Here is a 14610-nt window from a genome sequence, read left to right on the forward strand (position 1 = left end):
AAATAATTAGATATAATCTAAATTAATTTTATTTCTTTCTTAAAATTCAGGCTTGATTCCAAATCGGATACCAAAATAAGGATTTTTCACTCCATTGCGATCATTAAAGCTACTTCTCCATATGAAATCAACACGTATAGGACGGAAATTTCCTATTCCTATATTCTCTATTCCAAATCCATACTCCCAATAGAGTTTCTCTGGAGCATTGTAGTAGATATTGGAAGCACTCACCACTTTGTTTTCGTCCCTGAGAGTACCATAGGCCATTCTGGCCAAGAGCAAGCTACGCCATTTGGTCTTTTTAATCAGCGGCAGGCGATTCAGTAGGAAACCATTAAAATGATGTTCTGCATATACATTAATATAAGCATCAGTCACAAAGTCATAATAGTCTAACAATTGGAAAGTCCGGTTGAACTCTCGCTGAGAGGTTGCATAGGTCTGGTTGGCTGGAGTAGGAGTAAGCAGTGGCAAAGGTACTGCTCCAAATACTTTCCCTCCTTCCACTACTGTATGAAGGATTCCTATACTCCATAGGGGTTGTGGATAGTGAATCATCCCTTCCAAGCGAGAATAATCAAACTGACTATTGCGTATGCCTGAAAATCCCTTTGTATACTTAGCTCGGAAAGTAGGAAAAATATTCTTCCCATAGAATTGTTCTACCCCATAGCCATAAACATTTCTTGTAGGTGTATAGGTAAGTGTCAAAGAGGCATTAGCATCTGAATATTTATCAAAAACACCGCCTTCAGGCGAACGATACCCTATAGAAAAATGGTCTGGATCTGCCGATTTCATCTGCTGATAAGTACCCGATAGGGTAATGTGCAAATTGCTCTTAAACAATCCTATATCAGCTACTCCTTGAATACGCTTGTTCTGAGTAAGATAATAATTCTCCCCACGAGCTAAAAGAAAATTTGAGGCATTTTTAAGGTCTAAGCGAGCATCGTCCTTCTGAAGCATACTACCCAATTGTGAATAGTCATTCTGGTAAAGCCCTCCTATGACTACCCTTGGTTTGTAAAATAATAGATACTTAGCACTCATACCATACTTGAACTTTTTATCCAAAGTCCCATAAGCTCCATACAGATAGGTACGAAAACGATCATCATTACTCACAAAGCTCCTCAATCCAAAACGAAAACGATTTTTTTCTACATCATTGTTGGTAAAGGACTCCCACAACGAACCAAATTGAATATATTTTCCTATAGGAATATAACCAGAGGTAACAATATTTAGGGCATCCGAAATTCCTTTGATTCGCCTATTATCACCTACTCTACGTATGAGGTTCTGAGTTTTTGTCATTAATGAATCTCCATCGGACATTTTATTCCAATAAGTTTGTGGTTGGAAGAATTGATTGGTCTTATACTTCTCAACCGTGGCCAAATAAAAGGCTTCTTCCTTAGGAGCATTCAGCAGGTAATCAGAATAAGTAACATTCTTCTTCACATACATTCCTTTCTCCTCTTCGGACTTGGTCAGTACTGTAAAATCCCCTTCGTAATAATCTCTTTTGGGTAGTAACAGACTATCATTCACCCATTGGTATTCTTTCTCTACAGATAAGTTTCTCACAAAGTTCAAAGAAGCTTCCTTGATTGTATACATCTGTATAGAGGTGATAGCATAAGTCTTGCTATCCACCTTGAAATTCCCTTTGAAAAGCAAATCTTGATCTTGTTTGGGGAAGAAATAGATAGAATACAGCTCGCGCCCATCCCTTCTTATAGTATCATTCAGCACATAGGCATATACTCCATATCCATACTCAGAGAGTGGGCTAACAAAGGTTTTATCTAAGAGATAGAAAGAATTATCATACACATCGAATTCTCTAAAATTACGTGTAAATCGTTCCAAACCAAAACCTGTTTGTATAACCCCTTGTGTACGTTCTGCCTCTATATCTGTACGCTGGAGCTTACGCAAGTTATCCCCATACACTTGAGAGACTTCTTCTCTAAGATACATAGGCATAGAGAAGTATTGCTTGTACTTTTTCTCGGAAAGAATGTTTCTTATTTCTTTATATTCAGACTGTAAGGCTTTTTTTAGGAAAACAGAGTCTAAGTTGTTCAATCCCAACTCCACAGTCTCATAGCGTTTGTACTGATAAGCCTTGGTTTGGGTAAGTATATTTTTATGCTTATTAGCCCATATTTTTTGTAGAATAGGATAGGCTGGATTCTCCTTTTTCGAAAGATTCTTCTTAGGTTTTTCCACAAAGACTAAGGCCTCCAACTCTTCTATAGCCAACACTATTTTCAACTTTTCGGTATCATGCCCTTTGAGCTTTACTTCCTTAGTAGTAAACCCTACTGAAGACACTTCAATAGTGGTATAATTTTTCTGAGAGAAAAGAGAAAACTTACCGTTCTCATCACAAGCGGTTCCTATATGAGTGTTTTTAAAAATAACATTGGCAAAGGGAATCGGTTCTCCTTGCTCATCAATCACTTGACCAGAAACACGTGTTTGTGCTTGTACGAACAGTCCCCCTCCTAAGAATAAAAGTAGGGTAATAACAAATATTTTTCTGTGTAACATCATAATCTTTGATAATAATTTATTGGTTATCAAATGGTTCAAAATCATAATACTAACCTCTTCAGTACTTCTTGTATGGGGGTATAAGTAAAAGGAAGGGTATGGGTTATCCTCTCTCCATTGTAAGAGGAGACAGATTGTAGTGTTTGCACCATCTTAGGCGAGAGTTCTCGCTTCTTCCCAAAGAAGGATAAAAAAGTATCTGCATAGGAAAGCCAACGTAAGGCATTAGTGGATAGCATTTTTTTCTTAGGAAGCTCAGGATGGCTTTCTCTGAGGTACTCAAAAAACTGCTGATAGGAAAGATTTTCGCCATTGAGGATGAACCCCTGATTCTCTACAAAGGATTCCATAAGTAGTCGCATAGCATGGGCTACATCCTGAGCTGCTACAAAACCTGTTCCCCCCTGGGTAATATATCGACTTCTACATAGTTTTTGAATATTCATTGCTGAATGTTGTTCCACTCCTACTCCTACCACTACTGAAGGATATACCACTACCGCAGGCAAGCCCTCTTGTACTCCTCTCCATACTTCCATTTCTGCACTATATTTGCTCAGAGCATAGGCTTTGTCATTGGCAACAGATAGCTCTTGTGGAGTTTGTTCGGTAACCTCTGTTCCTTCTTTTGCTGAGAAAGTAGCAATAGTACTCACATAACAAAGTTTTTTCACTCCCCGATATAGGGCTATATTCACTATATTTGCAGTACCTTCTGCGTTGTTCTGATAAAGTAGTTGGGCATCTGAATCGTCAAAGGAGACCATACCTGCACAATGATAAAGGAAGTCTACCCCTTGTAGTGCTCTTTCTAAAGCTGGAACATCCAAAATATCGGCCTGTACCCACTCTATTTTTTGGATAATGGGCAAGGCATTAGGATTATATGTTTGAAATATTTTTTCTAAAAGAGAAGTGTTTTTACTCTTGCGATAAAGGGCTCTTATAGTAGTAGCACCAGCACAAAGTAGTTCATAGAGCAAATGAGCTCCTACCAGCCCTGTACCTCCTGTAACCACAATCATAATAGTACATATTTGGTAAAGATTTCTTTCTCAGATACCCCTTCAAATATCTCAAAAAGCAACTTTTGTAAATCTACTATTTGCACTGTAGTGAATACACATAGGTACTTACCACCACAGAAGGTAAGTATCTCTATACCTGGCTGAGAGTAGTCAAAATGAGCAGAGAGGTCTATGGCCTGTACTTTGCCGCGAAACTCCAAGAGTTCACAGAAGCGAAACTCCAAAATCTGTTCAGGCATCTGTACATAAAACCGGCGATCTCCTGGCTTTTGGTAGATGTGATAATATTTTGAAATTCCTATGGTTTTCATGGGGCAAAAATAAGTCTTTTCTACGAAATATAAAAATACTTACTCTAATAAGTTATTAACAATTCTTTTATTCTATTGACTTTTAACAACTTTCCTCCTTAGAGGTTATAATGTTTTTTGAGCAATTTCTCAAAACACTTAGCCGGTAATATGGCCTTTAACAATAGTGAGAGTCGTTCTATGAATTTTCCCTTTACATAGTGTCCCTTAGGATTCTTTTTTCTTATGATTTGGACAATCTTCTGAGCTATGGCTTCAGCAGGCATTCCTTTGTCTACATCCTCATTCATCAGTGGCAGTGCCTCGGCATATTGTTTGTAAGGAGAGCCCTCTATGGCTGGAGTATGAAAGCGCCGAGAAGCAATATCGGTAGCTACATCACCTGGAGCTAAGTTACAGAAGGTAATACCAAATTGTTGTGTTTCCATACGTAGTGTCTCTGTAAGCAGGGATAGGGCGCCCTTACTCGCCGAATACCCCCCTCTGAAAGGCAAGCCCATGTAGGATGCAATAGAAGTAATATTGATAACCAATCCTTTACACTGACTCCGCATGATAGGAAGTACTGCTTGAATAGTGCGTACAGCCCCAAAGAAGTTAGTCTCAAAGGCATTCTCCAAGGCCTCTATAGGAGTCTCCTCTATAGCTCCTGTGATGCCTACTCCAGCATTGTTAATAAGGATATCTATACGTCCTTCGCGCTCTATAATAGTAGCTATAACTTGCTGCACAGAAGCAGTATCTCGCACATCCATAGCCAACATAGTAACTCCTTGTAGAACTTCTTGAGGATTCCTTGCACTCCCATATACTATATATCCTGCCTTAGCTAAAAGCTCTGCAGTAGCCTTCCCTATCCCAGAGGAAGCACCTGTAATAAGTACGATTTCTTTCATGTTTTTTTGTTAGAAAGGACAAAAGTAGTCTTAAAAAAAAAGATACGCAAATTTTTTTAATAGTTCTTGACCTACTTGCCAAAAAAAATCGTACTTTTGTTTTTTGGAACACATCCTACTAAATTTCGACAAACCTATGAAAGAGTTTTTATCCGATCGTGTAAATAATATGGCACTCTCCGCCACCCTTGCCATGGCCGCCAAGGCTCGTGAACTAAAGGCACAGGGAAAGGACATCATCAGCCTTAGCTTGGGTGAACCCGATTTTGCGGTACCTGACTTTGTAAAACAAGCAGCCATCGAAGCTATTGAGCAGAATTACAACAAGTATTCGCCCGTGGATGGCTACATGGAACTAAAAGAAGTCATCTGTGAGAAATTCAAGAAAGACAACCACCTGAACTACACCCCTGATCAGATTATTGTATCAACAGGTGCTAAGCAATGTCTCTCGAATGTTGCTTTAGTGATGATCAACCCTGGTGATGAGGTCATCCTTCCTACCCCCTATTGGGTGAGTTATTCTGATATTACTAAAATCGCTGGGGGAGTACCCGTGGATATACCCACTACACTGGAAGACAACTTCAAGATTACTCCCGCACAGCTTGAAGCAGCTATCACTCCACGCACCAAAATGGTATGGCTTAGCTCCCCTGGCAATCCTAGTGGTACCATTTACTCTCGCGAAGAGCTAGAAGGCTTAGCAGAGGTACTCCGCAAATACCCTCATATCTTCTTCCTTTCTGATGAGATATATGAACACATTAATTATATAGGACAACATACCTCCATGGCTGAAATAGAAGGGATGTATGAGCGTACTATTACTGTTAATGGCCTCTCCAAGGCCTTTGCGATGCCCGGTTGGCGCATGGGATATATGGGAGCTCCCGCTTGGATTACCAAGGCCTGTGCCAAGATGCAAGGACAGATCACCAGCGGCGCCAACTGTATAGCTCAGCGCGCTAGTATCACCGCCCTGAAAGCTCCCTTGAGCAAAATACAATATATGATAGACGAGTACCGTCACCGTCGGGATATAGTACATGAATTACTCAACGAAATAGAGGGATTCAAGACCAATCTCCCTGAAGGAGCTTTCTACTTCTTCCCTGATGTATCTTACTATTTTGGCAAGACCCTGAGAGGAAAAACCATCCATAATGCAGGAGACTTAGCCCTGTACCTCTTAGAAGAAGCCCATGTAGCCACCGTAACAGGAGAAGCCTTTGGCAATGCTCGCTGCTTGCGACTCTCCTATGCTACCAGTGAAAAAGACCTTCGCGAGGCACTACGCCGTATCAAAGAAGCCCTAACTTTATAAAAACAACTATGACAGAAATACAACATGTTACCCCAAAAGAAGCTTGGGAACTTACCCAACAAGGAACTCTTCTTGTAGATGTACGAGAAACAGATGAAGTGAGTCAAAAACGCTATGATACCTCTCGTTATCTACACCTTGCTCTCTCGACTTTGCCCGAGAATTTCAGTCAAATTCCGACCAATGAAAAGGTTATTATCGGGTGCCGATCAGGAGTAAGAAGTCAGAAAGCGATTGACTTCCTCTTGAGTCAAGGTTATACCCATTTGGCAAACTTAGAGGGAGGTATCCTCGCTTGGGAAGAAGCAGGATTACCTATTATATAAACCGTAAAATAAATCTACTATTTTATTTTGTATTTCAAAATAAAGTCGTACCTTTGCAAAATCTTTGAGCAAACCATCAAGGGAAAGATATTACATAAAATAAATTAATGTATCACTAACCTATGCTATCTGTGCTCTCTCCCTTGGCTTATGGCATAGTTAATTTATCCTTATCAGCACATGGCTGAAATTACTAAAGAACAACAAGAACAGTTGGACAACTTCAACTGGACTAAGTACGAACAAGGTATTGACCAAGTAGACCAAGACAAACTCAATGAGTTCGAACGCCTTGTAAAAGACAACTTCGTGGACACTCAAGCTGATGAACTTGTCATCGGTACTGTAACTCACCTTACTGACCGCGAAGCTATCATTGACATCAATGCAAAAAGTGAAGGAGTTATCTCCCTCAATGAATTCCGCTACAATCCTAACCTAAAGGTAGGTGACAAAGTGGAAGTATTGGTGGATATCCGTGAGGATAAAACTGGTCAGTTAGTACTCTCTCACAAAAAAGCTCGTACCATCAAAGCATGGGACAGAGTCAATGCTGCTTTCGAAAGTGGAGAGATTGTCAATGGTTTCGTAAAATGCAGAACCAAAGGTGGTATGATTGTAGATGTATTCGGTATAGAAGCATTCTTACCAGGTTCTCAAATCGATGTAAAACCTATTCGCGATTACGACCAGTTTGTAAATAAAACTATGGAATTCAAGGTGGTGAAAATCAACCATGAGTTCAAGAATGTGGTAGTATCTCACAAAGCTCTTATCGAAGCTGATATAGAAGAACAAAAACGAGAAATCATTGGCCAACTCGAAAAAGGTCAAGTACTCGAAGGTATCGTGAAGAATATCACTTCTTACGGAGTATTTGTAGACCTCGGAGGAGTAGACGGACTTATCCACATCACAGACCTTTCTTGGTCTCGTATCAACCATCCTACCGAAGTATTGGAGCTTGATCAAAAGATCAATGTAGTAATCCTTGATTTCGATGATAACAAGTCCCGTATCCAATTGGGTCTAAAACAACTCCAAAAACATCCTTGGGAAGCTCTCTCTGACGAGCTTAAGGTAGGTGACAAAGTAAAAGGAAAAGTAGTAGTTATCGCTGACTATGGTGCTTTCGTAGAAGTAGCTGAAGGAGTAGAAGGACTTATCCACGTTTCTGAAATGTCTTGGAGCACTCACTTGCGTTCTGCTCAGGACTTCGTAAACATAGGTGATGAAGTAGAAGCTGTAATCCTTACTTTAGACCGTGATGAAAGAAAAATGTCTTTGGGTATCAAACAGCTTACTGTAGATCCATGGACTGACATCACAGCCAAATACCCTGTAGGATCTCGCCACACAGGAACTGTTCGCAACTTCACCAACTTCGGTGTATTTGTAGAATTAGAAGAAGGTATTGATGGACTTGTATACATCTCTGACCTTTCTTGGACTAAGAAAATCAAACATCCTTCTGAGTTCTGCGCTGTAGGTGACAAGATGGAAGTAGTTGTACTTGAGCTTGATGTAAATACACGTAAGCTTGCCTTAGGTCACAAACAATTGGAGGCTAATCCTTGGGATAAATACGAAAATGAATTTGGTGTAGGTACTATCCACCAAGGTACTATCTCTAAGATTACAGACAAAGGAGCTACTGTTCCTTTCAATGAAGATATCTTAGCCTTCGTCCCTTCTCGTCATTTAGAAACAGAAAGTGGCAAGAAATTGGGCAAAGGAGATACTGCTGATTTCAAGATCATTGAGTTCAGTAAGGAATTCAAGCGTGTAGTAGCTTCTCACACCGCTATCTTCAAAGAAGAAGAGGAGAAAAATGTGAAAGAAGCAGCTACCCAGGCTACACAGCAAGTGGAAAAATCCACTTTAGGAGACTTGGATGTACTCCAAGAACTCAAAGACAAAATGGAAAAGGAACAATAGTGGTTTAGTTTTTTTCATAATTTTTGTTTTAGGGTACTACTTTGTTCTAAAGTAGTACCTTTTTTTACTTTTTCAAACCTATTTTCTTATGAAACACATTCGCACCAACGAATATTTGGTATTTCTATATCGTATATTTTTAGCTTATGCTTTTTATATGATAGCTCGAGTATTATTCTTTTTGTTCAATAGAGATATTATCCCTATTGAAAATACTTCAGAATTTCTTTCTTTTTTATATTACGGAATTGCCTTTGATACTACAGCTATTTTATATGTGAACCTACTTTTTATACTATTGAGTATATTACCCTTGTGGATCAATACAAACAAAAACTATCAAAAGATTGTATTCTACATCTATTTTATTACCAATATCATAGCTTATAGTACAAACTTTCCTGATATGTTATATTATCCTTTTAGCAAGACTCGTCTTACTACAGCTTCGTTTGCTGTTATTGAAAATGAGAATAACAAAGGAACATTATTGCTAACTTTTTTGGGAATGTATTGGTATATGTTTATCCTATTTTTCTTATTGGTTGCCATATGGGTATATTTTTATAAAAAAATTCAAATTAGACCTATTAAAATAGGTAAGAAAAGCTATTTCATTTCTTCTTTATTCTTTTTTATCTTTTTTGGCCTACTCACCTTAGCTGGAATTAGAGGAGGAGATTTGGCTACTTCTACTCGCCCTATTAATATTTTAGATGCTAGCCGGCATGTTACTATAGCAGCACAAGCTGATATGATACTGAACACTCCCTTTACCTTAATTCGGACTATTGGTAAAAATAAGGGATTCAGAGAATATAATTTCGTATCTGAGGATTATATTGAAAAAAACATCAAACCTATCAAAGAATATCACCGAGAAGTCAATCAAAAGCCTAACATAGTTCTGTTTATTTTAGAAAGTTTTGGAAAGGAATATTGGGGATGTATGAATACAAGAGAAAATATTCCTAACTACAAATCTTATACTCCTTTCTTGGACTCCTTAGCACAACATTCTTATGTATTTGATAATGCTTATTGTAATGGTTGGCAATCTATCCATGGGATGTCCTCGATGTTAGCAGGTATTCCTACTCTAAAGGTTGCCTACACCTCCTCTCCTTATGTAAAACAACCTACCCAATCCTTAGTTTCTATAGCCAAAGAAATGGGGTACGATACTTCTTTCTTCCATTCTGCGCCCAATGGCTCTATGGGATTCTTAGGTTTCTCTAATATTTTAGGAATTGATCATTATTACGGAAAAACAGAATATAACAATGAGGCCGATTATGATGGTATTTGGGGAATTTGGGATGAACCTTTCTTTCAGTATATGAATGAAATATTAAGCAAGAAAAAAGAACCCTTTTTCTCTACTATATTCACAGTTTCCTCCCATCATCCTTTCCATATCCCTAAAAAATATGAAGGAAAATTTGACAAAGGAAACTTAGAAATCCATCAGTGTATTGGTTATACAGATTATGCGCTAAAAAAATTCTTCGAAAGCGCTAGGAAAGAACCTTGGTTTGAGAATACTATTTTTGCATTTGTAAATGATCACCCAAATCAAACTTATTATGATCGCTACAAAGAACCTATTACCAATATGGGAGCCGCTATTATGTTCTTCAGTCCAAATCCTTCCTTATTAAAACCAGGAAGATCTTCCGATATTGCCCAACAAATAGATATTTATCCCTCTTTAGTTGACCTGATGGGATATAACAAACCCTTCCGCTCATGGGGGCGCAGTCTATTTTCTCACACTGAAGAACCTAAAGCCTATATCACTGATGGGCACAACTATCGTTCTATGCAAGGAAACTATCTCTATATCCTTGATGAAAATGGCAAGGTCAATGGTATCTATAAAAAAGAAGATAGAGCCATGAAAAATAACCTCTTAGGCAAGGAAGACAATCCTGAAATCCAAAAAGGAATCCAAGACCTAAAGGCTTTCGTTCAGGACTATATGAACAGAATTATCCATCACAAATTAGACCCTAACAACAATTGATGTTCAATAATTTGCAAATAAACAACAAATAATTTTGTCCATCTGTTTTTATTTTGTAAATTTGTCGCGAAATAGATACTTTTTTATGGGAACAAATGTAGAAAATCAAGAAATAGTTAAAAAGGTTTTTACTAAATATTTAGAAGAGCATGCACATCGCAAGACTCCCGAGCGATATGCTGTACTTCAGGAAATCTATGATAGTAATGAACATTTTGATATTGAGTCTCTCTATATCAAAATGAAAAATAAAAACTATCGTGTAAGCCGTGCTACACTCTACAATACTATAGAAATTCTTTTGGATTGTGGGCTGGTACGTCGTCACCAGTTTGGACAAAACCAGGCTCACTATGAGAAGTCATACTTTGACCGCCAACATGACCATGTGATTCTTACCGACACAGGAGAAGTAGTGGAGTTCTGTGACCCTCGTATCCAAGCTATCAAGCAAACTATAGAGGAGGTTTTTGATATCACTATTGACAACCACTCTCTTTATTTCTATGGTAGGCGCAACAAAAAAGAAAACACTAACGAAGCTCAAAATCAATAATCATGTCAGTAGATTTGCTACTTGGTCTCCAATGGGGAGATGAAGGAAAGGGGAAGATAGTAGATGTTCTTACTCCTAAATATGATATCATTGCCCGCTTCCAAGGAGGGCCTAACGCAGGACATACCCTTGAGTTCGAGGGGGTAAAGCATGTATTACACACCATTCCTTCGGGTATCTTCCGCCCCAATGTTATCAATGTTATTGGTAACGGAGTAGTGATAGATCCTATCATTCTCCAAAAGGAAATAGAAGCATTAGACCCTTTTGGGATCGACATCAAGCAACGCTTACTAATCTCTCGCAAGGCTCATATCATCCTACCTACCCACCGTCTTTTAGACCAAGCTTCTGAGCTCTCCAAAGGGAAAGCTAAGATCGGCTCTACGCTCAAGGGAATAGGTCCTTGTTATATGGATAAAACTGGGCGTAATGGACTTAGAATAGGAGACTTGGAACACCCCAATTTCCCTGAGCTTTATAGAGAATTAACCGATAAACACCTCTCTATGATTGGCTTCTTTAAGGTGTCTTTGGAGTATGATCTTAAGAAGTTAGAAGAGGAATTTTTTGCAGCTATTGAGTCCTTGAAACAGCTCACCTTCATCGATAGCGAAGATTATTTCTACCATGCTCAGAAGGAAGGCAAAAAGATTCTCGCCGAAGGCGCACAAGGGTCTATGCTAGATATTGATTTTGGCACCTATCCCTTTGTTACTTCATCCAATACAACTGCTTCTGGTGCTTGCACTGGCTTAGGTATCGCTCCTAACCAAATTAAGAATGTTATGGGGATCTTCAAGGCTTACACCACTCGTGTAGGTAGTGGCTCTTTCCCTACAGAACTCTTCGATGAGACAGGAGAAAAAATCGCTCAGATAGGACGAGAAGTAGGAGCAACTACAGGGCGTAAGCGCCGTTGCGGTTGGCTCGACTTAGTAGCACTACGCTATGCTATCCGCCTTAGTGGAGTTACTCAACTGATGATGATGAAAGCAGATGTACTTAGTGGTTTTGATACCCTAAAGGTATGTACCGCTTATCTCTACAGAGGAGAGACCATTGAGCACTTCCCTTATGCAACTGAAACCGAGGAGATAACCCCTATCTATACCGAGCTTAAAGGCTGGTCTTCTGACCTTTCTGCTATAAAAAGTGCACATGACTTACCTAAAGAGCTTTTGGATTACATCCGCTTTATCGAAAAAGAAGTAGAAGTGCCTATCACTTTGGTTTCTGTCGGTGCGGATCGTACACAAACTATTTTATTTTAACTAACATATAAAAGAATGAAGCATATATATACCTACCTTCTACTCCTTTCTGCTTGTGTGCTAACTCCTTCTTGCAATACAGATGGAGACATTCAGCAGGTAGGGAGCAATATCTTAGGAGAACCTCTTTTCACACCTAAAAAGGATTCTATCCCTTTGGAATTCAATAATATAAAAGAAAGTGCTATTCAGACCAACGACCTGAATAATCCTATCTTCGGACAGCTTACCCAAGGAAGCTTAGGAACTACCAATGTCTCCATCGTAAGCCAAGTGGTGTTGAGCACTGCCAATCCTACTTTTGGAGAGAAAAACAAAACAGAAGAAACTTCTTCTTATAATGAAAATGAAACGGTAGAAAAAGTATATCTATACTTACCTTTCTATGCTACAGAAAAAACGGAAAAAGACCCTAATGATGCCTCCAAGACTGTCAAAACTTATAAGTTGGACTCCATCTACGGAAATAAAAGTGCTCAGTTCTCTATGAAAGTAGAGGAACTCAACTATAATCTAAGAAATATAGACAGTAATTTAGAGAATCAAGTCTATTATTCTAACACTTCACTTCCTACTGCTACAACCTTAGCTCAAGTGACTGTAGCTGGAGCTTCCAATCAGGCTATTGTTCGTAAGAAATTCGATGATCCTACTACCACTGAGAACGAATCCACTCAGGAAAAAGACAAACTTTCTCCTGGCTTTCGTATAGAACTCTCCCCTACTCTATTCCAAAGTTATCTATTAGATAAAGAGGGAGACTCCTCTCTTAGCTCAAGTGCTTCTTTCTCTCAAGTCTTGAAAGGAATTGTAATCTCATCCTCTAATTTTTCTCAAGATCTCTTGGCTCAAATCAATCTCAAGAATGCTAAGATTGAGGTGATCTACACTTATCTTTACAAAAAAGACAATCGTGATTATACCAAAAGAAATTCCTTTGAATTATCTCTCAATGGTATTTACTTTAACAAATATGAGGTTACCAACCAGAATGTAACCCTATCTGATGACTCGATTTATCTCAAAGGAGGTCAAGGATATACTGCTGAGATTACTATCCCTGAGAACAACCGTATCTTCCAAATGCTTAAGACAAAGAAACCTATTATCAACCAGGCCGATTTGCTCTTGTATGTGGATACTTCTAAAGTAAATGTAAGCCAATTGCCTTCTTATGTATTACCCTATAATGCAGATAAAGGGACTATATTGAGTGATTATGCAGGAGAACTTACCAATAAAATTTCTGCAGATATTTCTTCTATAGGAAAATTAAAGAAAGATAAGGCAGGTAATTACTACTATCATATACGTATTACTGACCACCTAACAACTCTTATCAAAAACAATGCAGATAATGTAAAAATAGGATTGGCAGTATCCACTCACCTCTCTCAGGATAGTAGAACAACTATCTCTGCAATGAAGAGTATTAAGTACAAAGATAGTAATAACCAAGAAAAGAAAACTGTCTTAGGAACAGCTGAAAACACCCTATATACTGTGCTTTATGGCAACAGCTCCTCTGTGCCTGAAGCTAAGAAGCTCAAACTTATTGTCTACTATACTCTGACAGAATAGAAAGCTAAAAAGAGGCTACCCTTTTCGGATAGCCTCTTTTGTTATTCTATTTGGTTTACTATTTTATAATGATGGTCTTGTAAGTATTGTAAGAGCCTCTCAAGTACCCTAAGGGTACGTTCTGAGGTATCATGCATTAGAATAATATTACCTTGTGACAACTTGGATACGATACGCTTAAACAGCCTTTCCTCATCCTTAATCACTGTATCCAACGAACGGATATCCCAACCTACTACTTTTTTCTTTGTTTGTCTTGCCGCTTTTGCTATATGCGGATTAGTAATCCCATAGGGTGGACGAAAATAAGGAGTAGTTACTCCCTCTTGTGTCAATATATTATCTACACGCTGTATTTCACAGATCATAGTAGTGGTGGAGACAAAACAGTTTTGGGGAATATGACTGTAGGTATGGTTACCTATCAGATGTCCTTCTTCTTTAATTCGCTGGAGAATCTGTGGATGTTTTTCCACCTGATGTCCTATACAAAAGAAAACTGCCTTAGCTTCATAGCGCTTGAGCAAATCCAAAAATTGAGGTGTAAGTTCGGTAGGACCATCATCAAAGGTGAGCACTACTTGCTTGACCTTTCTATCCTTTAAGTGATAAATAGTTGGAATAAAATAAGACAAGCGAATATCAAACACACCCCAAGAGAGTATTCCAACAAAAAGCAATATCACCCCAAGGTAATACCACCATCCTTGATGCAAGTAATAGCCTATCCCTATACCAAGGACTAAGAACAGGCAGTTATAGGTATGCTTGGTCAT

General features: G+C 38.6%; 12 protein-coding genes. 7 read left to right on the top strand and 5 right to left on the bottom strand.

Going from position 1 to position 14610, the window contains the following annotated elements:
* Positions 1 to 39: 39 nt before the first annotated feature.
* The 4 genes from CGC50_RS03760 to CGC50_RS03775 form a co-directional block, all read right to left on the bottom strand.
* On the bottom strand, positions 40 to 2571 hold the full coding sequence (locus CGC50_RS03760) for a DUF5686 and carboxypeptidase-like regulatory domain-containing protein (protein WP_095909743.1): 2532 nt from the start codon (positions 2569 to 2571) through the stop codon (positions 40 to 42).
* A 41-nt stretch (positions 2572 to 2612) separates the two neighbouring features.
* A complete protein-coding gene (locus tag CGC50_RS03765; RefSeq protein ID WP_095909744.1) occupies positions 2613 to 3596 on the bottom strand; it encodes an NAD-dependent epimerase/dehydratase family protein in 984 nt (327 codons plus the stop codon).
* Positions 3593 to 3910: a hypothetical protein gene (locus tag CGC50_RS03770; RefSeq protein ID WP_095909745.1), complete on the bottom strand. Its 318-nt coding sequence runs from the start codon at positions 3908 to 3910 to the stop codon at positions 3593 to 3595. Before CGC50_RS03770 ends, CGC50_RS03765 begins: the two co-directional genes overlap by 4 nt.
* Positions 3911 to 4008: 98 nt before the next feature.
* Positions 4009 to 4806 (bottom strand): SDR family oxidoreductase, encoded by a 798-nt coding sequence (locus CGC50_RS03775; RefSeq protein WP_095909746.1) that lies wholly within the window; start codon positions 4804 to 4806, stop codon positions 4009 to 4011.
* Between the two features lie 136 nt (positions 4807 to 4942).
* Between CGC50_RS03775 and CGC50_RS03780 the strand changes: the two genes are divergently transcribed.
* The 7 genes from CGC50_RS03780 to CGC50_RS03810 all read left to right on the top strand — a co-directional run bounded on the left by CGC50_RS03780 (position 4943) and on the right by CGC50_RS03810 (position 13834).
* Positions 4943 to 6133, top strand: coding sequence for a pyridoxal phosphate-dependent aminotransferase (locus tag CGC50_RS03780; protein WP_002670659.1), 1191 nt, complete (start codon positions 4943 to 4945; stop codon positions 6131 to 6133).
* Between the two features lie 8 nt (positions 6134 to 6141).
* Positions 6142 to 6459, top strand: a complete 318-nt coding sequence (locus CGC50_RS03785; protein WP_095909747.1) for a rhodanese-like domain-containing protein — start codon at positions 6142 to 6144, stop codon at positions 6457 to 6459.
* Between the two features lie 180 nt (positions 6460 to 6639).
* A complete protein-coding gene (rpsA, locus tag CGC50_RS03790; protein ID WP_095909748.1) occupies positions 6640 to 8397 on the top strand; it encodes a 30S ribosomal protein S1 in 1758 nt (585 codons plus the stop codon).
* A gap of 88 nt (positions 8398 to 8485) precedes the next feature.
* A complete protein-coding gene (locus tag CGC50_RS03795) occupies positions 8486 to 10423 on the top strand; it encodes an LTA synthase family protein (protein WP_095909749.1) in 1938 nt (645 codons plus the stop codon).
* A gap of 85 nt (positions 10424 to 10508) precedes the next feature.
* Positions 10509 to 10979 (top strand): Fur family transcriptional regulator, encoded by a 471-nt coding sequence (locus tag CGC50_RS03800; protein ID WP_002670702.1) that lies wholly within the window; start codon positions 10509 to 10511, stop codon positions 10977 to 10979.
* A gap of 2 nt (positions 10980 to 10981) precedes the next feature.
* Positions 10982 to 12253 (top strand): adenylosuccinate synthase, encoded by a 1272-nt coding sequence (locus tag CGC50_RS03805; RefSeq protein WP_095909750.1) that lies wholly within the window; start codon positions 10982 to 10984, stop codon positions 12251 to 12253.
* Between the two features lie 15 nt (positions 12254 to 12268).
* On the top strand, positions 12269 to 13834 hold the full coding sequence (locus CGC50_RS03810; protein WP_095909751.1) for a DUF4270 family protein: 1566 nt from the start codon (positions 12269 to 12271) through the stop codon (positions 13832 to 13834).
* 41 nt (positions 13835 to 13875) lie between these two features.
* Here CGC50_RS03810 and CGC50_RS03815 read toward each other — a convergent pair whose 3' ends face one another.
* Positions 13876 to 14610, bottom strand: coding sequence for a polysaccharide deacetylase family protein (locus CGC50_RS03815; protein WP_095909752.1), 735 nt, complete (start codon positions 14608 to 14610; stop codon positions 13876 to 13878).

The organism is Capnocytophaga gingivalis (assembly GCF_002302415.1).
Classification (GTDB): domain Bacteria; phylum Bacteroidota; class Bacteroidia; order Flavobacteriales; family Flavobacteriaceae; genus Capnocytophaga; species Capnocytophaga gingivalis.

Bases quoted from the DNA above. Each gene is read 5' to 3' on its own strand.
- CGC50_RS03815 (WP_095909752.1), bottom strand. From the start codon at position 14,610: ATGACCAAGCATACCTATAACTGCCTGTTCTTAGTCCTTGGTATAGGG.
- CGC50_RS03810 (WP_095909751.1), top strand. From the start codon at position 12,269: ATGAAGCATATATATACCTACCTTCTACTCCTTTCTGCTTGTGTGCTA.
- CGC50_RS03780 (WP_002670659.1), top strand. From the start codon at position 4,943: ATGAAAGAGTTTTTATCCGATCGTGTAAATAATATGGCACTCTCCGCC.
- CGC50_RS03770 (WP_095909745.1), bottom strand. From the start codon at position 3,910: ATGAAAACCATAGGAATTTCAAAATATTATCACATCTACCAAAAGCCA.
- CGC50_RS03775 (WP_095909746.1), bottom strand. From the start codon at position 4,806: ATGAAAGAAATCGTACTTATTACAGGTGCTTCCTCTGGGATAGGGAAG.
- CGC50_RS03765 (WP_095909744.1), bottom strand. From the start codon at position 3,596: ATGATTGTGGTTACAGGAGGTACAGGGCTGGTAGGAGCTCATTTGCTC.
- rpsA (WP_095909748.1), top strand. From the start codon at position 6,640: ATGGCTGAAATTACTAAAGAACAACAAGAACAGTTGGACAACTTCAAC.
- CGC50_RS03760 (WP_095909743.1), bottom strand. From the start codon at position 2,571: ATGATGTTACACAGAAAAATATTTGTTATTACCCTACTTTTATTCTTA.
- CGC50_RS03800 (WP_002670702.1), top strand. From the start codon at position 10,509: ATGGGAACAAATGTAGAAAATCAAGAAATAGTTAAAAAGGTTTTTACT.
- CGC50_RS03795 (WP_095909749.1), top strand. From the start codon at position 8,486: ATGAAACACATTCGCACCAACGAATATTTGGTATTTCTATATCGTATA.
- CGC50_RS03805 (WP_095909750.1), top strand. From the start codon at position 10,982: ATGTCAGTAGATTTGCTACTTGGTCTCCAATGGGGAGATGAAGGAAAG.
- CGC50_RS03785 (WP_095909747.1), top strand. From the start codon at position 6,142: ATGACAGAAATACAACATGTTACCCCAAAAGAAGCTTGGGAACTTACC.